Below are 19,196 nucleotides of genomic sequence, written 5' to 3' on the forward strand. Positions count from 1 at the left end.
CTCGAGCTGTATCACCTGATGAAGGAAAAACAACTCCATGGCTGTCATCCTGCAAACAGGAGAACAGCGCGCTGCCGGTGCGGGGACGCAGCCCAAGGTCTCGCACAAATCAACGCTCAGTGCCGCAATCGTATTCGCCTCCCTGTCCATCGGTGCCTGGCTGCTATTTCTGCGGCCCAACTGGCAGATGTACTGGCACCAAGTCGATCTCCAGGTCTACATGTGGGGTGGTACCGCCGCGGCGACCAATCCCGCACTGCTGTACGACGGCCGAGGACCGCTCGGCCTGCCCTTCCTCTATCCGGTCTTCGCCGCCTGGATCTGTGCCGAACTGTCGAGATTCCCGATCAACTACATCGGGACCGGCGTCACGGTGCTCACCATGGTGTCGCTATTCGTGAGCGTCTGGAGCGCGGGCAGACTCCAGCAACTGCGCCGCGGACCGCGTTTGGTGGCATTGAGCATCGCCGTCACCGGCGCCGCGATCTGGTTGGAGCCCGTTCAGCAGACATTCCGGTTCGGACAGCTCAGCGCGATCCTCATGGCCTTGGTCCTCGCGGATCTCGCCCTACCCAAGCAGAGCCGATATCGGGGCATCCTCATCGGCATCGCGACCGGACTGAAGCTGACCCCCGCGGTCTTCATCGTCTATCTGCTCATCACCCGCCAGTTCCGGGCCGCCGCGACGGCTGCCGCGACCTTCGGTGCCACGGTCGCGATCGGCTTCTGGTACCGACCGACCCAGGCGCTGCAGTTCTGGACAACCACCACGACCTCGCAGAACCGAATCGGCTTCGCCTATGTGCAGAATCAGTCGATCAACGGCATGTTCGGTCGCCTGGAATGGACGACCTGGAACGACACCACGTCCTCGTTCGTCTGCGCCGGACTGCTCGGGCTGGCCGGGATGGCGGCAGCCCGGATCGCCTACCTGCGCGGTGACGAATTGCTGGGCGCGCTGCTCGCGGCCACGGTAATGCTGCTGGTCTCGCCGATTTCCTGGACCCACTACTGGGTGTGGATCGCACCGGCGCTGCTGTGGCTGATCCACGTGCTGCGCCACCGTCCGCTCGCCGTCCGGATCGCCGTGCCCGCGCTCATCTATCTGTTCGTCTTCGCATGGCCACTGCGGGCCGACCGGTTCGGCGCATGGGATCCGGACCTGCCGCTGCTACCGCAGGGACTGATTTGGCAGGTACCGCAGACCGAGGGCCGGGAATTCCGTTGGACGCTATGGCAATTCCTGCTCGGCGATTCGTACACCCTGCTCGCCACCATCGCGCTGATCGCCGCGATCGTCTGGCTGATTCCGCTCCGGCCCAACATCGAGCAACTGCCGGACGCGGAAATCCCGGACCGGCGGCGCGAGCGAGGGGTGGGCGCCGCCGGTCGGCGGGAAGACGGTCCGAGCAGTGAACCGCCGGGGTCGAGCGAGTTGGAAGCCGTGGGGTAAGGCTCCTCTTTTACGAGGCGCCGCTTCGTTCGCCGACACTGATCATCCTGCTCCGATCACCTCGAGAATGCTGGCAATCCAGCTGTGAATCATCTGGGAACCGATCAGCAGGCGCTAACAGGCTGTCGGATCGGAAGATTCGGTATCGGTCAGTGGGGTCGCCAGCGGCCAGCCGCCGGCCGCCAGATGTGAAGCGACCCTGGCGATATCGTGCGCGTCCGGCTGCTCCTTGGCCATCCGCGCGATCGCTCCTTCGATATCGGCGTGGCTGATCTCGCTGTCCGGATTGGAGTCCACCAACTCCTCGGCGATCACCACCACCTCGTAATCGGTCAGGTGGCGGTGCAGCACCGCGAACAGGGCGACGTAGTCCGACCGCGGAATCCCCTGTGGATAGCCGGCCCGCAGCCAGCCGATGACTCGGCCGAGCAGATTCGGCCGGACATGAGCGGATTTGGCTGGATCAGTCACGGGTCACCCCTCTCACGCTCCGAACAGATGGATACCGAATCCAGCGGCCAGGAATGCCTTAGCGGTGTAAAGAATTCCGGTAAGAATCGCGGCGATGATCAGCGCGAAGCAGGTGTAGGCACCGGCCAGTGCCGGGTAATTGCGTCGAGCGGCACCGCCTTCCGCAGGCACCGTGTCGGCGACCGACCAGAGCCGGACCCCGACGGCGAAGACGATCGGCAGTCCTGCACCGAGCAGCAGACCCGCGACGGTCACCTTCCACAGCGCGTCCAGATTCGTGACGAGTGTGTGCACGATGCGCCTCCTCAGACCTGAGCCGAACGATTAGTGGTTTCCGACGCGTGCGATCCGGCGGACACGTCATGTTCCCCGTCCTCGACGACCGGCGTGGCGTCCTTCGCAACCTCGGTACCGGAGTCCGGCGTGTCGCCGGGCCACTCGTTGACATTGCCGGTGTCCACCGGATCCCGCCGCGACCGCAGGTACATCACCAGCGACAGCGCGATCAGCAGTGCGAATACCACCAGCACACCGGGCAACCCGCCGATGACATGCGCGATTGCCCAGCAGATCGCACCGGCCACACCCGCGAGCGGCAGCGTCAACAACCAGGCGACCGTCATCCGGCCCATCACACCCCAGCGCACCTCCGCGCCCTTGCCGAGTCCGGTGCCGAGGATGGATCCGGTCGCGGTCTGCGTGGTCGATAGCGGCAGCCCGAAATGGGCCGAGGTGAGGATTATCGCGGCGGAGGAGGATTCGGCGGCCAGCCCCTGCGGCGAGTCGATCTCGACCAGTCCCTTGCCCAGGGTGCGGATGATCCGCCAGCCGCCCAGGTAGGTGCCCGCCGCGATGGCGACGGCACAGGCCGCCATTACCCACAGCGGCATTTCATCGTTCTTGGTCAACGTGCCGTGCGCGACCAACGCCAGGAAGATCACGCCCATGGTCTTCTGCGCGTCATTGGTGCCGTGCGCCAGCGAGACCAGCGACGCCGAGCCGATCTGGCCCCAGCGGAAGCCCGCGTTCACCTTGTCGGGATCGGAATTCCCGGCGATCCGGTAGACGCCCCAGGTGCCGATGGCGGAGACCAGTGCGGCCACGATCGGCGCGAGCAAGGCGGGCAGCACGATCTTGGTCAGCACGCCGTCCGCGCCGTGCGCCCAGATCACCCCGCCCCAGCCGAGTGCGGCGATGGTGGCACCGATCAGGCCACCGAACAGGGCGTGCGAGGAACTCGACGGCAGGCCGAACAGCCAGGTCAGCAGATTCCAGAGAATGCCGCCGACCAGACCCGCGAAAACGATGATGAGCAGCGCCTCGCCCTGTACGGCGTCGAGCCGGACGATGCCCTTGGCCACCGTCGCGGCGACCGCGACCGACAGGAATGCGCCGAGCAGATTCAGGACCGCGGATACCGCGACCGCGACCCGTGGCCGCAGTGCACCGGTGGCGATCGAGGTCGCCATGGCGTTGGCGGTGTCGTGGAAGCCGTTGGTGAAATCGAATGCGAGTGCCGTGACGATGACGATCAGAAGTACCAATAGGTCCGCGGTCACCCCTCCAGTGTGCGGCAATCACGATCGGGATTGCCATGCGGTTGCCGCTTGTCGGGACTCATTTTCGATCGGCTACCGTGAATCTTCGCTCTATCTGCTGACCTTGGAGCAGCCGACCGGTTCCGGCGCGCCGGCGAAGCGTTGATCGATCCAGGAATTGGCGGCCGAAACTCCGGTGTCGGCGACGATCAGATGCTCGCCGAGGTGCACCTCGAAGCGCACCGGAACCCCCAATCGGCACCAGTCGTCGTAGAGGTGTTCGGCCCCGGCGAACGGAATCCACACCTCGTTGATGCCGTGGTACAGGAAGACCGGCACCCGCGGCGCGGCGGTGCCGAGGCGGTTCTCGGCCAGGATCTCCCTGATCATCGGCAGCTTCGCCGGGTGGGCCACATCGGTGAGCGTCTCCGCGGGTATCGGCGCGAGCACGCCGAGCAGCGCCGCGTCCAGAAAGCAGAGGTCCTTCGCGAATTGCGATAGGCGCCAACCGTTGTCGTTGAACAGGCCCATGATCTCCGGATACTCCCTGGCCAGACCGAGGGTCGCGGCCAGGAATACGCCGGAGGCGGCATTAGCGCCGTTCATCGTATTGATCAGCATGCCGAAGTCCGCGGGAACGCCACCGACTACAGCACCGACGAGGTTCAGCTCCCCCGCGTATTCCGGTGCGAGTTGCGCCGCCCAGCCCGAGGCGATGGCGCCGCCGGAGTACCCGGAGACCACCGCGGGCGCATCGGGCGACAAACCCAACTCGGGCGTCTGCACGGCGGCGCGTATCGAGTCCAGTACCGCATGTCCGGCCATGCGTCCGGCCGCGTACGCCTGTCGCGGACCCTGGTGATCGGCCACGATCACCGCATAGTTCTTCGAAAGCGGCAGCTGCACCGAGCGGAGACCGGCCGATAGACCCAGCTTGAGCTGCTGCGACGGCGCACAGCGGTTGCCGAGTGAATCGATCGGCACGTTGTAGGCGACGACGGGGCGCGGCCCCGAACCCTCCCACCGCGCGATGGGCACGAGCAGGGTGGCGACCACCGGTACCGGACGGCCCTTGGCATCGGTCGACCGGATCAGTAGTTCGGTGGCGGTGATCGGCGTCGGCGTCAGCCCGATATCGACGACACGGGCCGCGACCACCGCGCCCGGACGCAGGTTTTCGAAACCCCGCGGCGGTGTATAGAAGGGGTCGGCGAGCGGCGTCGGCATGACAGCGGCGGGATCACGCGCGGGGTGCAAGATACCGGCGACCGGATCCGGCTCCGCCGCAACCGTTCCCGGCACCGCGATACCGACCGCCGCCACCGCCCCGACACAAATCACCGCACCGAGCACCGCCACCTTCCGTATCGGCCGACCGATGGCCGACCACGATCCCATCCATCGTTTTCGTGCCATACCGAGCAACGCCAAGTCCCCGTTTCCGAGCGTGTAGTCGGACCGAATCGGAGCCAGTCTGGCCTATGACCAGCACAAATACCGGGAACAGTACCGTTCGCCCGCATAACGATTCGGACGCCGCTCGCGCGGATCCTGATGCGGGGCGAGGTTGTCGAGCAGCACGGACCGCTCGATTACGGCAGCAGCGCGCGGACCGTTTCGATGGTGTCGGCATCGGCGGCGGACTTATCGGGTCGATACCGCACAACGCGGGCGAAGCGCAGGGCGACACCGCCCGGATAGCGCGGACTCACCTGGACGCCGTCGAGGGCGATCTCGACGACGAGTTCGGGCCAGAGGTAGACGGTGTATTCGTCGCGGGCGCGCTCATGCCGCGGGAATTCGGCGGTCTGCCAATGCAACAGCGCATCGGTGAGGCCCTTGAAGGTCTTGCCGACCATCACCGGATCACCGGTCTCCGGATCGCGCGCGCCGAGGTGCAGATTCGACAGATAGCCGGTGCGCCGGCCATAACCCCATTCCGCACCGAGCACCAGCAGGTCGAGGGTGTGCGTCGGCTTGATCTTCTGCCAGGACCGGCCGCGGCGGCCCGCGGCGTACGGCGCGGTCAACAACTTGACCATGACACCCTCGTGGCCGGCGGCCAGCGCGCCGTCGAAATACTCCGCGGCCGCCTCGGCGTCGGGTCGGATCAGGGCCGGGATGCTGTGGGCGGCCGCGACCTTGGTCAACGCCGTGCGGCGCTCGTGCAGCGGCGCGTCGAGCAGATCCGCACCGTTCAGATGCAAGCAGTCGAAGAAGTACGGGTGCAGCAGTAATTCCCTGGTCGAGCTGACCTCGGCGAAGCGGCTCATCGTCTCCTGGAACGGGCGCGGCCGTCCGGAATCGGTGAGCGCCAACGTTTCTCCGTCCAGCACCACGCTCGTGCAGTCGAGCCGGGCGACCAGATCGACCAGTTCCGGCACACCGGCGGTGATATCGCGCAGCGTCCTGGTGAACACCCAGACCCGCGAACCCTCCCGGTGCACCTGGATGCGCGCGCCGTCCAGCTTGTGTTCGACGCTCACCTCGTCGCCGAATTCGGCCATCGCCTCGTCCAGCGTGGCACCGGGCGAGGCGAGCATGGGTTGGATCGGGCGGCCGACCTCGAGCCGGAATTCGCCCAGTGCCTCGGCCCCGCCGGTCAGCGCGGCGACGGCCGTGACCGGTAGCTGCCCGGACAGCATGTAGGCCCGTCGGACCAGTTCGATCGGCACTGCCGCGGCCACCGCGACCGCCTCGGCGACGATCGCGGTGAGCGCACCCTGACGCAACTCCCCGCCGAGCAGACGCATCAGGAAGGCCTGCTGGTCGGCGGTCGCGGCGGTCCACAATCCGCGTAGCAATTCCTTGCGCCGGTTGGTCGAGCCGGGCCCGGAGGTGGTGGCCAATTCGCTCAGCGTGTTGTCGACCGACGAAACCGTCAGCGTCGCAAGCTCACTCGGGTCGCAGTTGAGGTTTGTCAGCGTGCGCCAGCCGGTGCCGATACGCCCCTGCCGTAGTTCACCGGAGACCCAGGCGACCACCGGCTCCAGCTCATCCGGGGCGGCCTCGGACAACAGCGCGGCCAAGGTCGCGATCTTCGTCTTCCGGGACCGGGTCGCACGGACGGTCTCCGAGGCCTGCACGACATCCGAGAACAGCATCACTCGACGGTAACCCGCCCCTGTGACATATCGCTCAGCTCTGCTGCTAATTACCCATTGGCAGGTTTGCGAATCCGCCCATAAACTGGACATATGGCCAAGACTTACGTCGGGGCGCGGCTTCGTCAGCTGCGGACCGAACGAGGGCTGAGCCAGGTCTCACTCGCCCAGAAGCTGGAGATCTCGGCGAGTTACCTCAACCAGATCGAACACGATGTGCGCCCGCTCACCGTACCGGTATTGCTGCGCATCAGCGAAGTGTTCGGCGTCGACGCGACATTTTTCTCCTCCCAGGACGACACTCGGCTCATCGCCGAACTCCAAGAGGTCGTTATGGACCAGGAGCTCGGTATCGAGGCCGATACCCAGGAGATCGCGGATATGGTCTCCGCGCATCCGAGCATGGCGCGCGCACTGGTCAATATGCACAACCGGTATCGCAACACCTCCGCACAGCTGGCCGCCGCCACCGAGGACCGCTTCGCCGACGGCTCCGGCAGCGCGACGATCAGCAAACCGCACGAGGAAGTGCGCGACTTCTTCTATCAGCGGCAGAACTACATCCACGAATTGGATACCGCCGCAGAGGAACTCACCGCCCGCATCCGCTTCCACGGCGGCGATGTGAACAGCGAGATCGCCCGCCTGCTGCGCGCACACGACGTGCACATCATCGAACGCATCGATCTCGGCGAAGGTGTATTGCACCGCTACGATCCAGAGACCCAGCGGCTGGAGATCGCGCCGCATCTGTCCGGTGGCCAGCGCACCTTCAAACTCGCCGCCGAACTCGCCTACTTCGAATGCGGCGACCTGCTCGAAAAGCTGGTCGAGGAGGGCAATTTCGCCTCCGAGGACACCCGCAAACTGGCCATGCTCGGCCTGGCGAATTACTTCGCCGCCGCAACCGTTCTGCCCTACACGCACTTTCACGAGGTCGCCGAGGATTTCCGCTACGACATCGAGCGGCTCTCGGCCTTCTTCACCCAGAGTTACGAGACGATCTGCCATCGCCTGTCCACTCTGCAGCGGCCCAAGCTGCGCGGCGTTCCGTTCTCCTTCGTGCGCGTGGACCGCGCGGGGAATATGTCGAAACGCCAGTCCGCCACCGGTTTCCACTTCTCCTCCAGCGGCGGCACCTGCCCGCTGTGGAATGTCTACGAGACCTTCGCCTATCCGGGCAAGATCATGACGCAGATCGCCCAGATGCCCGACGGTCGCAAATACCTGTGGGTCGCCCGCACCGTCGAACGCCGCGCGACCCGATACGGCCAGGCCAGCAAGACCTTTGCGATCGGTCTGGGTTGCGAGCTGCGGCACGCGGGTCGCGTCGTCTACGCCGACGGCATCGATCTCGACGTGGCGAAGGCCACGCCGATCGGTGCGGGCTGCCGAGTCTGTGAACGCACCAATTGCCCCCAGCGCGCGTTTCCGCCACTGGGCAAAGTGCTCGATATCAGCGAACATCGAAGCTCGGTATCGCCGTACGTCCTCAAGTGACGCGGAGCTGCGCACACCGCACGGAAATCCTTGCGGTCCTGCACGCCAGACTGAGGAGCCGCAGCGCGGTGTCGCGGCCGGAGTTCTTCAAGATCTCCCTGGCTGCCCAGTTGGCGGGTATGCACGCGCAGACACTGCGCACGTATGACCGCCGCACGTCGTTCGTTGCCTCCGTGTACGGCCCACTCGAATTCGGGTGCGTCGGGGTGCCCGGAACGCGCAAAGGCCGACATCGGCGAATTCCGATGTCGGCCTCGCGCATTCGCCTACACAGGCAGAGCCGAGCGCTGGATCCGCACCCCGAACAGGGTCAGGCCGAGCGCCGCGACCAGCAGGATGGCCAGGGTCCATGCCAGCACCGAAAAGCCGTGTGGCGCAGCGGCCGCGGCCACCAGCGGTCCGGCGGTGGCACCGACGTAGAAGCTGAACATGGCGACCGATGACGCGGCGGCGCGCGCCTCACCACCCAACTCCCCCGCGGTCTGCAGGACCGCGGGCGCGATGACGCCGAGCCCACCGACCAGCACGGCGAGCAGAATCGTCAGCACCGCGAGGTGGGTGCCCTCGAAGGTGGCGATCACCATGGCGGTCGCGGCGACCAGCACGCCGAGCACCATCTGCCCCGGCTTGGTCAGGCGCGCGAGCGGGATGGCCAGCAGCGGTAGTGCGAACATCACCGGCAGCGCTCCCGCACGCAGGGCGAGCAGTTCACCGGAACCCTTGACCAGACCGGTGATTTCGATGCCGGTGTACACCCCGACCATCACCGCCATGGCCAGCGCGCCCGCGGCGAGCATCGGCAGCAGCGCCTTGATCCGCAGCACCGCGGGGATCGCGGCGTAGCTGTGCACAAGTGGCTTGTCGCGACCGGTGGGTGCGTCATCGAGCATGACCGCACGCAAGACGAATGCGAGCGCCACGAAGACCACGGCCGAGCCGATGAACATGGTGCGCCACGGGAACGCGGCGACGACGGCCTGCGAGGCGATCTGCGCCAGCACGGTCGCGGCCAGGAAGGAGGTGGCGACCGACATGGTCACCACCGCCCGATGCGCCGGTGCGATGCGGGTGGCGATATAGGCCATGATCGCGGGCGGAATCGAACCGACGACAAGTCCCTGCGCGACGCGCAGGCCGACCGCGATCGGCGCACTGAACGACAGACCGGTCAACAGTGTGACCACTGCAGCGGCGATCATGCCGGTGACCAGTACCCGGCGGTGGCCGTAGCGATCCGACAGCGGGCCGAAAAGCACGAAGCCACCCGCATAGCCGAAGGCGAAGGCGCTGATGATCCAGGTCATGACGCCCGCGCCCACATTCCAGTCGGCCTTCATGGCCGTGAAAAGGGGAATCGGGATATACATCTGGCCGGTGGCCAGCAGTGCGGACAGGACGAAAACAGGGAGGGTACGCCCGGTGTGCGCGCGTGGTGACGCGCTGCGAGTGCGTGCCGGAGCCGGGATACCGGCCGGAAGCTGAAGAGTCGGCGTTGCCATGTGGACGAAGTTAGGCCCATTGCCAACCAATTGTCAACCAAATAGTTGGTTTAATGAGATGGTAAAGTCGCGGTCATGACGGTCACGATGAAACGGAGCGACGCGACCAAGCAGGCCCTGCTGCGCGCCGCGCGCGACGAATTCGCCGAATACGGCCTGGCCGGCGCGCGAGTGGACCGGATCGCGGAGGCGGCCGGGGTGAACAAGGAGCGCATCTACGGCCTGTTCGGCAGCAAGGACAAGCTCTTCGACGTCATCCTGATCGACACCATGCGCGAGTTCATGGATGTGGTCCAGCCCCTGGCCGAGACCGAACCCGGCGAGTACGTGGGCAAACTGTTCGACTACCACCGCGAAAATCCGCAACTGCTACGGCTTTTGCTCTGGGAGGGACTGCACCGCGGCACCGACGCGCACGATATCGACGGCTGGCGCGCCCAGCACTACCTGCGCAAATTCGACCGCGCCAAGGAGCAGTTCGATGTCGAAGCCAGCCACGCCGGCCGACTGCTGCTCGCCCTGTGCGGCCTGTCCAACTGGAGCCTCGCCGTCCCGCAGACCACCCGCCTACTACTCGGCGCGGATGCCGAGAACCAGGGGGCGACCCGCGAATTCATGATGGAGTTCGCCAGGGCGGCGCTGCGAACGGATAAATCAATCCCGCACCGCGAGCCAGTCAACGAGTTGACCACCGAATCGGCCAGTGGGGTTGACGACGCAGCCACGGCCGATGCGCCGACCGATCCCGTAGACCACGCCGCGCAACGTCTGCGCGAGGCCCAAGCCGCGGCCGACGCAGCCCGCGACGAACTCGCCGCCGCCCTGCGAGACGCGCACGCCGACGGCACCAGCGCCAACCAACTCGCTCGCCGGGTCTCGGGCACCCTGTCGCGCCCCGTCGTGCTGAAGCTCCTCGCCGATTGAGTGCTTTTCGGTTCCGACACAAGCGATTCCCGGTATCGACGCCGATCGGATCCAGAGTCAATCCCGGACGGCGCGTGAGAGTTTCGTGAACTCGATCGCCTGCTGGGCACGCGCGAGTACATGCGTGCGCGAGCTACCGATGTGCGCGGTGAGCGTGCGCAGCGCGGCATCCGGATCACCGTCGAGCAGTTGTTCGGCGATAGCGATGTGCTCGGCGGTCATGGTGGCGATCCGCTCCGGCGTAGGCAAGTCCAGGGTTCGGACCGGCCGAACCCGGACGTACACCCCGGTGAGTGCATCCGCCAGCGCCGTATTGCCCGCCGCCGCGAGCAGAGTCGTGTGGAACTGCTCGTCCGCGGCGACCAGCGCGGGTCCCGGTTCGGGCGGATCGTCGCGAAATCCGCGCCAGGTATCGAGTTCCGCACGCACCAGCGACAAGTCGTGCGCCGGTGCGGGTTCCCCGACGATGCCGATGACGCGCTGAATTCCCCTGGTCTCCAACACAATCCGCAACTCGAACAGATTGTCCAGCTCCTCCAACCGCGGTCGATACGGATACAGCCCATCGGCGTGCCGCTCCACCAATCCGTCGGCCTGCAGCCGGGCGAGCGCTTCCCGCACGGGGGTGCGCGAAACCCCGTAGGTGTCGGCCAAGCGTTCCTCGCCGAGCCGTTCGGTGGGCACGATCGCCCCCGTGGCCAGGTCCCGCCGCAGCGATTCGTAAACCTGCTCGCTGAGCGGAACCCGCCCCTTGCGCGTCATGGCGGCCAGCTCAGATCGCCATCGCCGAGCGAACCGAGGTCTCCGCGCCCGCTCCGCCCTCGCCGGTGGACGTCACGCGTCCGGACTGCAGCACGTAATAGCGTTGCGCCGCTTGCAGTGCGAAGCCGATGTGCTGTTCCACCAGCAGCACGCTGAGTCCGCCGCGACCGGTCAAATCGATAATGGTGCGCTCGATTTCGGCGACCACCGACGGCTGGATGCCCTCCGTCGGTTCATCGAGAATCAGCAGCTTCGGCTCGGTGATCAGCGCCCTGGCGATCGCCAATTGCTGGCGCTGGCCGCCGGACAGCAAGCCCGCCTTGCGATTCAACAGTTCGCGCAGTGCCGGAAACAGGTCGAGCGATTCGTCGATCAAGGCCTTACCGCGCTTGCGGCCGTCGGCGACGACCTGCAGATTCTCGGCGGTGCTCAGCTGCGGAAAACTCTGTTGCCCTTGCGGCACATACGCGATTCCACGCTTGACCCGACGCGACGGCGACATCTTGGTGATCGCCTCACCGTTGAAGTTGATCTGTCCGGATTTGGTGCCGATCAGACCGACTGCCGTACGCAGTAGCGTGGTCTTGCCCGCGCCGTTGTGCCCCATGATCGCCACGACACTGTCGTCGGGAACGGTGATCGAGACGCCGTGAATCACCTCGGTCCGGCCGTATCCGGAATGGATATCGATGAGCTCAAGCATCGGCGGACTCCTTTGCGGTCAGCTCCTGCGCGGTCTGCGCGTCTTCGAGTTCGGTGCCGATGGCCGCGGCGGTGCCGAGGTAGACCTCCTGCACCTTCGGATCGGCCTGCACCTGTTCGACGGTGCCCTCGCTGAGTACCTTGCCGGCGGCCAGCACGGTCACCGAGGTCGCGAAGGACCGCATGAAATCCATATCGTGCTCGACCACCACGACAATGCGTTCACCGCCGATGCGCCGCAACAGATTACCGGTTTCCTCACGCTCCTCGGCGCTCATACCCGCCACCGGTTCGTCGAGCAGCAGTACCGAGGCGTTCTGCACCAGCAGCATGCCGATCTCCAGCCACTGCTTCTGCCCGTGCGCCAGCACTCCGGCGGGCTTATCGCGCAATTCGCCGAGACCGGTGATCTCCAGTGCCTCTTCGATACTCGGCAATACCGACTTGCGGCGGCGCAACAGTGTCAGCGCCGAACGCCCCGCACCTGCCGCGATATCGAGATTCTGCAGCACACTGAGTTGTTCGAAAACACTTGCCGTCTGGAAGGTTCGGCCGATGCCGAGCCGAGCGATCTGGTGCACCTTCTTCCCGAGGAATTCGACACCGGACTTCTGCGCCGATCCGGTTGCGGGCACCAGGCCGGTGATCGCATCGATGAGAGTGGTCTTCCCCGCCCCATTGGGCCCGATCAGGAACCGCAGATCACCCTGCAGCACAGTGAGATCCACATCGGAGACCGCCTTGAATCCATCGAAACTCACCGAGAGTCCGCGGATTTCGAGGTATTCACTCGACATGCCCGCATTGCCGCCCGGCTTCGGGTCGTGCGCGTTCATCGGGATTCCACCTTCTCCTCGGTCACGACTTCGGGCAGCGGTTCATCGACCACTACCGGAGTATGCGCAGTGGGCTTACGAAACTTACTGTCCAGCAACCCCTTCAACATCGGCCACACCCCGGCCAGACCCGCCGGAATGAACCCGACGACCACAATGAACAGCACACCCTGCAGATAGGTCCAGCTGGACGGGAACTCCTCCGAGAGCGCCGTCTGTGCCCAGGCCACGCCGATCGCGCCGAGTACCGGGCCGAGCAGTGTGGTCCGTCCGCCGATCGCCACACCGATGATGAATGCGATGGACGGCACGACACCGATATCGGCGGGCGAGATGATGCCGACGATCGGGGTGAACAGCGCACCCGCGATGCCCGCGAAGAATGCCGCGACGACATAGGCCACGATCTTGATATTGGCCGGATCGTAACCGAGGAAGCGCACGCGTTCTTCCTGATCGCGCACGGCGACAAGCAATTCGCCGTAGCGGCTGTGCATGAGCTGGCGCACCGCGGCGACCACCAGCAGCAGGGTGCCCGCGGCGATGAAGAACAGCATCTGCCGGTTCACTGGATCCGAGAGCTTGAAGCCGAAAAAGGCACGGAAGTCCGACAGTCCGGTGAATCCGCCGATCTTCTGCTGTCCGGTCAGCAGAATCGCGAGCGCCGCGGCCAACGCCTGACTCAGGATCGCGAAATACGTACCCTTGACCCGGCGCTTGAATACGCCGTAACCGAGTGCCGCCGCAATCAGCGCGGGCAGCACCAGAATGCCGATCAAGGCGACCGGCGCCGACGCGAAAGGCCGCCAGAACGACGGCAATTCGCGAATACCGGCAATCTCCATGAACTCCGGCACCTCATTGTGCAGCCGGGCCGCATCGGCCATCTGCAGATGCATCGCCATGATGTAGGCGCCGATGCCGAAGAACACGCCCTGTCCGAGCGTGAGCATTCCGCCACGGCCCCAAGCCAATCCGATGCCCGCCGCCACAATCGCGAAGCACAGGAATTTGGCGAGCAGGTTGAGCCGGAAGTCACTGAGCACGGCGGGCGCGACCGCGAACAGCAGGATCGCGGCGACGACGAAGCCGCCCCACGCGGTCATGGAAGGGTGTGCGCGCCAACGTTGTCCGAGTGTGGTCATGCCAGGCTCCTCGTCCGAACGGTGAATAGCCCCTGCGGACGAACCTGCAGGAAAATGACGATGATGACGAAGACGATCACCTTCGCGATCGAGGCCGTCGTGGAGTACTCGATATACGAATTCAGCAGGCCCAGCGCGAACGCCGCGATCACGGTGCCTTTGATCTGCCCGAGCCCGCCGATCACGACGACCAGGAAGGCGTCGATCAGATAGCTCTGCCCGATGGTCGGGCTGGTCGACCCGATCAGGGTCAACGCGACGCCCGCGACCCCGGCCAGGCCGGAACCGATGAAGAAGGTACTGATGTCGGTGACGCGGCTGGAGACGCCGCTGGTCTCGGCCAGACCCCGGTTCTGCACGACCGCGCGGATGCGCCGACCGAGCGGAGTGGTCTTGAGTACAAGGGCCAGCACGGTCACCGCGACGACTGCGAGCACGAGAATGAAGATGCGAGTCTTCGGCACCACCGCACCGAGAATGGTGACACCGCCGCTGAGCCAATCGGGTGCGAGCACGTTCTTCGCGGGAGCGCCGAAGATGTCACGCGCGGCCTGTTGTAGCACGAGTCCGACGCCGAAGGTGACGAGCAGGGTGTCCAGCGGCCGGTCGTACATCCACCGGATCAGACCCATTTCCAGGGCCGCGCCGAGCAGGCCGCCGACCAGGAAGCCGATGAGCAATGAAACGACCAGCGAAACCCCGGCCGACGAGATGACCTTCTGCACAACATAAGTCGTGTAGCACCCGGCCATGATGAATTCGCCGTGCGCCATGTTGATCACGCCCATCTGACCGAAGGTCAGCGAAAGGCCGAGCGCCGCGAGCAGAAGAATGGATCCCAGACTCAGCCCGGTGAAGAGCTGGCCGATCAACACGTCCATGTTTGGTTTCCTAACGGGGTCGGCCGGATGCGGGCTCCCCCTCACAGGGCCCGCATCCGGCGCTAGTCGACTACTTGAGGCCCTTGGCCCACTCGTAGGACGTCAGGTACGGGTCCGGCGTCACGGGCTTGCCCGAGTCCCACACCGTGTAGATCAGTCCGTCCGGGCGGATTTCGCCGATGCGGGCGGTCTTGGTGATGTGGTGGTTCGAGCCGTCGATGGTGACCAGGCCCTCCGGGGCGTCGAAGGTCACACCGTCGGCCGCGGCCTGAATATCGGCCACCTTGAACGACTTCGCCTTCTCCACGGTGTTCTTCCAGAGGTAGACCGAGGCGTAGGCGGCCTCCATCGGGTCCGAGGTCGGCTTGTCGGCACCGAATGCGGCCTTGTAGTCCGCGACGAACTTCTTGTTCACGGGAGTGTCGACCGTCTGGTAGTAATTCCACGCGGTCAGCTGTCCGGCGATATTCTGCGCGCCGATACCGGCGACCTCTTCCTCGGCGATGGATACCGAAACCACCGGCATATCCGCGGCTTTCAGGCCCGCATTGGTGTACTCGCGGAAGAAGGCCACATTCGAGTCGCCATTGAGGGTGTTGAATACCGCGCCCGCCTTGGCATTTCGAACCTTGTTCACGATGGTGGAGAAGTCGGTGGAGCCGAGCGGGGTGTAGTCCTCACCCTTGATCTCGATGCCGTTCGCCGCCGCGTATGCCTTGATTTCCCGATTGGCGGTCTGCGGGAAGACGTAGTCCGAACCGACCAGATACAGGGACTTGATGCCCTTCTGCTTCAGATAATCCAGCGCGGGCAGGATCTGCTGATTGGTGGTCGCGCCGGTGTAGAAGATGTTCTTGCTGTCCTCCAGGCCTTCGTACTGGACCGGGTAGTAGAGCAGCGAGTTCAGGCTCTCGAACTTCGGCTTCATGGCCTTGCGGCTCGACGAGGTCCAGCCGCCGAATACCGCGGCGACACAGTCGGAGCTGATCAGCTTTTCGGCCTTCTCCGCGAAGGTCTTCGGATCCGATGCGCCGTCCTCCAGCACCAGATCGAGCTTCTTGCCGAGTACGCCGCCCGCGGCATTGATCTGGTCGACGGCCAGCTTGGTCGAGTTGGCGACGGTCACCTCGGAGATCGCCATGGTGCCCGACAGCGAGTGCAGCGAGCCGATCTTGATCGAGTCTTTCGAGGTATCGACGCAGGACGTGGCGTTGGAGCCGCCGCTGGAGGCGTCATCCTTGGCGCCACAGCCGGTTAGCAACAGACCGGCGAGTGCGACGGCCGTCGGCACGACCAGCGCCTTGCTGACGCGGCGGGAACGCGATCGACGGATATCACGGGAATCTGGCATGGAGCGCCACCCTTCTCACTTCATCAGGTGTTCGGCGGCGCTACGTGCGCCGCGCCGAATACGCCCGCCTTTGCCCCGGTCATGGCTGTAGACCGAGTTGTATACAACGGCTGTATTCGTGGTGCGAACGTTAGACAGAAGTTGTTGCGCCGGAATATCTCTCGGTGACGAGTCCGTTTCACATGTTTCCGCCGCGTGAACGTTTGCCGTAATCGCTCGGCAAACCGCTGTGAGGAGCCCCACGTGCCTACGGTTGCGTAGCAAGACAGCGGTGCGGCAGGCTCTTTTTGTACAACGTCAAAACGCCGATTCCGCGGCTGCCCGGTCGTGGAGGCGTGAGTCCGAGGAGGACCGGTGGGTCACTACAAGGCGAACGTTCGGGATATCGAGTTCAACCTGTTCGAGGTGTTGGAACTGGACAAACTCCTTGATACGGGTGCCTATGGCGATCTTGATTCGGAAACCGTGCGGGAGATCCTGGCCGAGGTGAAGCGGCTGGCCGAGGGGCCGGTGGCGGAATCCTTCGCCGCGGCCGACCGCGATCCGGTGGTCTACGATCCGGCCACCTTCTCGATTTCGGTGCCCGAACCGCTACGCAAGACCGTTCAGGCGGTGAACGAGGCCGACTGGAGTCGGCTCGGCATGCCGGAGGGGATGGGCGGCACGCCCGCGCCCGCCGCGGTCATCTGGTCGATCAACGAGATGCTCACCTCCGCCAACCCGGCCGCAAGCTTCTTCAATATGGGCCCGGTGATGTCCTCGGTACTGTTCAATGTCGGCACCGAAGAGCAGAAGCAGTGGGCCACAAAGGGTTACGACCGCGGCTGGGCCGGCACCATGGTGCTGACCGAGCCCGATGCCGGTTCCGATGTCGGTGCGGGACGCACCAAGGCCGTCGAACAGGAGGACGGCTCCTGGCATATCGAGGGCGTCAAGCGCTTCATCTCCGGCGGTGACGTCGGTGAGACCGCCGAGAACGTCTTCCACCTGGTGCTGGCTCGTCCGGAGGGTGCCGGTCCCGGCACCAAGGGCCTCTCGCTGTTCTACGTACCGAAATTCCTGTTCGATCACGAGACGCTGGAGCTGGGCGACCGCAATGGCGTCTACGTGACCGGTGTCGAGCACAAGATGGGCCTGAAGTCCTCACCCACCTGCGAGCTGACCTTCGGCGCGACCGATGTGCCCGCCAAGGGCTGGCTGGTCGGCGAAGTGCACAACGGCATCGCGCAGATGTTCCAGGTAATCGAGAACGCTCGCATGGTGGTCGGCATCAAGTCCGCAGGCACGCTGTCGACCGGTTACCTCAATGCGCTCGACTACGCCAAACAACGCGTGCAGGGTGCGGACCTCACGCAGATGGCCGATAAGGCCGCTCCACGCGTCACCACTACCCACCATCCGGACGTGCGGCGTTCGCTGGCGATGCAGAAGGCCTATGCCGAAGGTCTGCGCGCGGTATACCTCTACACCGCCGCCCATCAGAATGCCGATGTGGCGCAACTGGTTTCGGGTGCCGATGCCGAATTGGCGCACCGGGTCGACGATCTGCTGCTGCCGATCGTCAAGGGTGTCGGTTCCGAACGGGCCTACCAGTACCTGACCGAATCGCTGCAGACACTGGGCGGTTCGGGCTATCTGCAGGATTACCCGATCGAGCAGTACATCCGCGACGCGAAGATCGACTCGCTCTACGAGGGCACCACCGCCATCCAGGCGCAGGACTTCTTCTTCCGCAAGATCATTCGGGACAAGGGTGTGGCGCTCGCGCACGTAACCGGACAGATCGCCGCCTTCCTGGAGGCGAAGACCGGTCGCTTCGAAACCGAGCGGGCGCTGCTGGCCACCGCGGTCGCCGACGTACAGGCGATGGCGGCCACGCTGACCGGCTATCTGATGGCATCCCAACAGGATCCGAAGGAGTTGTACAAGGTCGGGCTCGGCTCGGTGCGCTTCCTGCTCGCGGTCGGCGATCTGCTCATCGCCTGGCGACTGCTGGCGCAGGCCGAGATCGCGGCCGCCGCCCTGGCCGCCGAAGCACCGGAGAAGGATCGGGCGTTCTATGCCGGAAAGGTCGCTGTCGCAAGCTTCTTCGCGAAGAACGCACTGCCCGAGTTGACCGCGGTGAAGAACATTGTGGCCGCGATCGACAACGACATCATGGAGCTGGACGAAGCCGCGTTCTGAATCAGCAGTTGGTCTGCAGGGGCCAGCACTCGGTCGGGCGGTACGGCGGCGGCGAGGGCGTCACGCTCGTCGTCGAGGTATCCGATTCGCGGGCCGGATCGGCCGAATCGTGCGCGAGCGAACTCGCGATCACGATGAGGAGCACCACCATACCGACCAGGGCGACAGCGAAGACCATCCACCCCGCTGCCGTCTGCCGCCTACTCGGCGGCAGCGGCGCGGGGATGACGTGCCTGCGCAGCTCACGCGCCGACGGCGACGGCGCTTTGGGCTGCACCTCGTCGAAGCCGTCGGCGAGCAACTCGGCGCGGGAAGGCTTTTCGGTGAGGCCGAGCGCATCGCAGGCGGCGAAGACCCGATCCGCGGTCCAGCTGCGCGGTCCGGCGGAGAAACCCTCGAGATAGATACGGAGTTCGGTCGCGTCACGGGCATTCGAGACCACGACATCCATGCCGGGGCGCAGGTTTGTTCGAGCAGGCCGCACCGCGACCCCGCGGAACGGCACGAGCACGACGGCGCCGCAGATGTGGCCCGGATCGATCAGCGCCCGCTCCAGCCTGGTCTTCACCGCATACGTACTGTGTTCCAGCTGATCGACGGGATTGCCGGAGATCTCCTCGTCCAGATCGGCAGGCTCCGCGCTGATCGTCCACGGACCGTCGCCCGGAATGCTCAGAATCCCGCTCTGGCGGCGTCGGAAGCCCTTGATATCGGTCACGGTAATGCCACGCGGGGTCAGAATGATCGCATCGACCCGACGAGATCCGTGATCGCCGACCTCCAAGCCGACCAACGCGACACCGGTCGTCGGATACGACCGCAGGCATTCCACGAATTCCTGTTCGG

Annotated in this window: 17 protein-coding genes and 1 pseudogene; 5 read left to right on the forward strand and 13 right to left on the reverse strand. The window is 65.2% G+C overall.

The window, feature by feature from the left end; genetic code table 11:
* Nucleotides 1-37 precede the first annotated feature (37 nt).
* Nucleotides 38-1,453: a glycosyltransferase 87 family protein gene (locus ON44_RS47150; protein WP_051182619.1), complete on the forward strand. Its 1,416-nt coding sequence runs from the start codon at nucleotides 38-40 to the stop codon at nucleotides 1,451-1,453.
* A 114-nt stretch (nucleotides 1,454-1,567) separates the two neighbouring features.
* Here the strand turns inward: ON44_RS47150 and ON44_RS30785 are convergent, their stop codons facing one another.
* From ON44_RS30785 to ON44_RS30805, 5 genes are all read right to left on the reverse strand, one after another.
* The gene (locus ON44_RS30785) at nucleotides 1,568-1,924 is read right to left on the reverse strand and encodes a DUF3349 domain-containing protein (RefSeq protein WP_051182620.1); all 357 of its coding nucleotides are present in this window, start codon (nucleotides 1,922-1,924) and stop codon (nucleotides 1,568-1,570) included.
* 12 nt (nucleotides 1,925-1,936) lie between these two features.
* Nucleotides 1,937-2,218: a hypothetical protein gene (locus ON44_RS30790; protein ID WP_040696457.1), complete on the reverse strand. Its 282-nt coding sequence runs from the start codon at nucleotides 2,216-2,218 to the stop codon at nucleotides 1,937-1,939.
* Between the two features lie 11 nt (nucleotides 2,219-2,229).
* Nucleotides 2,230-3,483, reverse strand: a complete 1,254-nt coding sequence (locus tag ON44_RS30795; RefSeq protein ID WP_040696459.1) for an inorganic phosphate transporter — start codon at nucleotides 3,481-3,483, stop codon at nucleotides 2,230-2,232.
* Between the two features lie 90 nt (nucleotides 3,484-3,573).
* Nucleotides 3,574-4,860, reverse strand: a complete 1,287-nt coding sequence (locus tag ON44_RS30800) for a lipase family protein (protein ID WP_051182621.1) — start codon at nucleotides 4,858-4,860, stop codon at nucleotides 3,574-3,576.
* Between the two features lie 194 nt (nucleotides 4,861-5,054).
* Complete coding sequence (locus tag ON44_RS30805) at nucleotides 5,055-6,566, reverse strand: ATP-dependent DNA ligase (RefSeq protein WP_040696462.1); 1,512 nt, start codon at nucleotides 6,564-6,566, stop codon at nucleotides 5,055-5,057.
* A 93-nt stretch (nucleotides 6,567-6,659) separates the two neighbouring features.
* Here ON44_RS30805 and ramB point away from each other — a divergent pair, with 93 nt between their 5' ends.
* Complete coding sequence (gene ramB, locus ON44_RS30810) at nucleotides 6,660-8,066, forward strand: acetate metabolism transcriptional regulator RamB (RefSeq protein ID WP_040696463.1); 1,407 nt, start codon at nucleotides 6,660-6,662, stop codon at nucleotides 8,064-8,066.
* A 50-nt stretch (nucleotides 8,067-8,116) separates the two neighbouring features.
* A pseudogene (locus tag ON44_RS54140) lies at nucleotides 8,117-8,218 on the forward strand (heat shock protein transcriptional repressor HspR); the annotation flags it as partial.
* A gap of 114 nt (nucleotides 8,219-8,332) precedes the next feature.
* Here the strand turns inward: ON44_RS54140 and ON44_RS30815 are convergent.
* Nucleotides 8,333-9,565, reverse strand: a complete 1,233-nt coding sequence (locus tag ON44_RS30815; RefSeq protein WP_040696466.1) for an MFS transporter — start codon at nucleotides 9,563-9,565, stop codon at nucleotides 8,333-8,335.
* Between the two features lie 75 nt (nucleotides 9,566-9,640).
* Between ON44_RS30815 and ON44_RS30820 the strand changes: the two genes are divergently transcribed.
* Nucleotides 9,641-10,489, forward strand: a complete 849-nt coding sequence (locus ON44_RS30820; RefSeq protein WP_245567400.1) for a TetR/AcrR family transcriptional regulator — start codon at nucleotides 9,641-9,643, stop codon at nucleotides 10,487-10,489.
* Between the two features lie 57 nt (nucleotides 10,490-10,546).
* On the opposite strand, the gene ON44_RS30825 is transcribed toward ON44_RS30820, so the two are convergent.
* The 6 genes from ON44_RS30825 to urtA form a co-directional block, all read right to left on the reverse strand.
* Complete coding sequence (locus ON44_RS30825; RefSeq protein ID WP_040696469.1) at nucleotides 10,547-11,251, reverse strand: GntR family transcriptional regulator; 705 nt, start codon at nucleotides 11,249-11,251, stop codon at nucleotides 10,547-10,549.
* A gap of 10 nt (nucleotides 11,252-11,261) precedes the next feature.
* On the reverse strand, nucleotides 11,262-11,954 hold the full coding sequence (gene urtE, locus ON44_RS30830; protein WP_040696473.1) for an urea ABC transporter ATP-binding subunit UrtE: 693 nt from the start codon (nucleotides 11,952-11,954) through the stop codon (nucleotides 11,262-11,264).
* A complete protein-coding gene (gene urtD / locus ON44_RS30835) occupies nucleotides 11,947-12,789 on the reverse strand; it encodes an urea ABC transporter ATP-binding protein UrtD (protein WP_040696476.1) in 843 nt (280 codons plus the stop codon). The genes urtE and urtD overlap by 8 nt, the downstream gene beginning before the upstream one ends.
* Nucleotides 12,786-13,934, reverse strand: a complete 1,149-nt coding sequence (urtC, locus tag ON44_RS30840) for an urea ABC transporter permease subunit UrtC (RefSeq protein WP_040696479.1) — start codon at nucleotides 13,932-13,934, stop codon at nucleotides 12,786-12,788. Before urtC ends, urtD begins: the two co-directional genes overlap by 4 nt.
* A complete protein-coding gene (urtB, locus tag ON44_RS30845) occupies nucleotides 13,931-14,815 on the reverse strand; it encodes an urea ABC transporter permease subunit UrtB (RefSeq protein WP_040696481.1) in 885 nt (294 codons plus the stop codon). Before urtB ends, urtC begins: the two co-directional genes overlap by 4 nt.
* Nucleotides 14,816-14,885: 70 nt before the next feature.
* A complete protein-coding gene (urtA, locus tag ON44_RS30850; protein WP_051182622.1) occupies nucleotides 14,886-16,166 on the reverse strand; it encodes an urea ABC transporter substrate-binding protein in 1,281 nt (426 codons plus the stop codon).
* Nucleotides 16,167-16,520: 354 nt separating this feature from the next.
* Between urtA and ON44_RS30855 the strand changes: the two genes are divergently transcribed.
* Nucleotides 16,521-18,350 carry an acyl-CoA dehydrogenase gene (locus ON44_RS30855; protein ID WP_040696483.1) on the forward strand — a complete coding sequence of 610 codons (1,830 nt, stop codon included), beginning with the start codon at nucleotides 16,521-16,523 and terminating at the stop codon, nucleotides 18,348-18,350.
* 1 nt (nucleotide 18,351) lies between these two features.
* Here the strand turns inward: ON44_RS30855 and ON44_RS30860 are convergent.
* Nucleotides 18,352-19,196: nuclease-related domain-containing protein (locus ON44_RS30860; protein ID WP_040696539.1), on the reverse strand; the 845-nt coding region annotated here is incomplete at its 5' end.

Origin of the sequence: Nocardia vinacea NBRC 16497 (assembly GCF_000308835.1) — a bacterium.
GTDB classification, from domain to species: Bacteria; Actinomycetota; Actinomycetes; order Mycobacteriales; family Mycobacteriaceae; genus Nocardia; species Nocardia vinacea.

Excerpts from the sequence above, each read along its gene's own strand:
- ON44_RS30825 (WP_040696469.1), bottom strand. The coding sequence starts at position 11,251 with ATGACGCGCAAGGGGCGGGTTCCGCTCAGCGAGCAGGTTTACGAATCG.
- ON44_RS30815 (WP_040696466.1), bottom strand. The coding sequence starts at position 9,565 with ATGGCAACGCCGACTCTTCAGCTTCCGGCCGGTATCCCGGCTCCGGCA.
- urtB (WP_040696481.1), bottom strand. The coding sequence starts at position 14,815 with ATGGACGTGTTGATCGGCCAGCTCTTCACCGGGCTGAGTCTGGGATCC.
- ON44_RS30805 (WP_040696462.1), bottom strand. The coding sequence starts at position 6,566 with ATGCTGTTCTCGGATGTCGTGCAGGCCTCGGAGACCGTCCGTGCGACC.
- ON44_RS30820 (WP_245567400.1), top strand. The coding sequence starts at position 9,641 with ATGACGGTCACGATGAAACGGAGCGACGCGACCAAGCAGGCCCTGCTG.
- ramB (WP_040696463.1), top strand. The coding sequence starts at position 6,660 with ATGGCCAAGACTTACGTCGGGGCGCGGCTTCGTCAGCTGCGGACCGAA.
- urtA (WP_051182622.1), bottom strand. The coding sequence starts at position 16,166 with ATGCCAGATTCCCGTGATATCCGTCGATCGCGTTCCCGCCGCGTCAGC.
- ON44_RS47150 (WP_051182619.1), top strand. The coding sequence starts at position 38 with ATGGCTGTCATCCTGCAAACAGGAGAACAGCGCGCTGCCGGTGCGGGG.
- urtD (WP_040696476.1), bottom strand. The coding sequence starts at position 12,789 with ATGAACGCGCACGACCCGAAGCCGGGCGGCAATGCGGGCATGTCGAGT.
- urtC (WP_040696479.1), bottom strand. The coding sequence starts at position 13,934 with ATGACCACACTCGGACAACGTTGGCGCGCACACCCTTCCATGACCGCG.
- ON44_RS30800 (WP_051182621.1), bottom strand. The coding sequence starts at position 4,860 with ATGGGATCGTGGTCGGCCATCGGTCGGCCGATACGGAAGGTGGCGGTG.
- urtE (WP_040696473.1), bottom strand. The coding sequence starts at position 11,954 with ATGCTTGAGCTCATCGATATCCATTCCGGATACGGCCGGACCGAGGTG.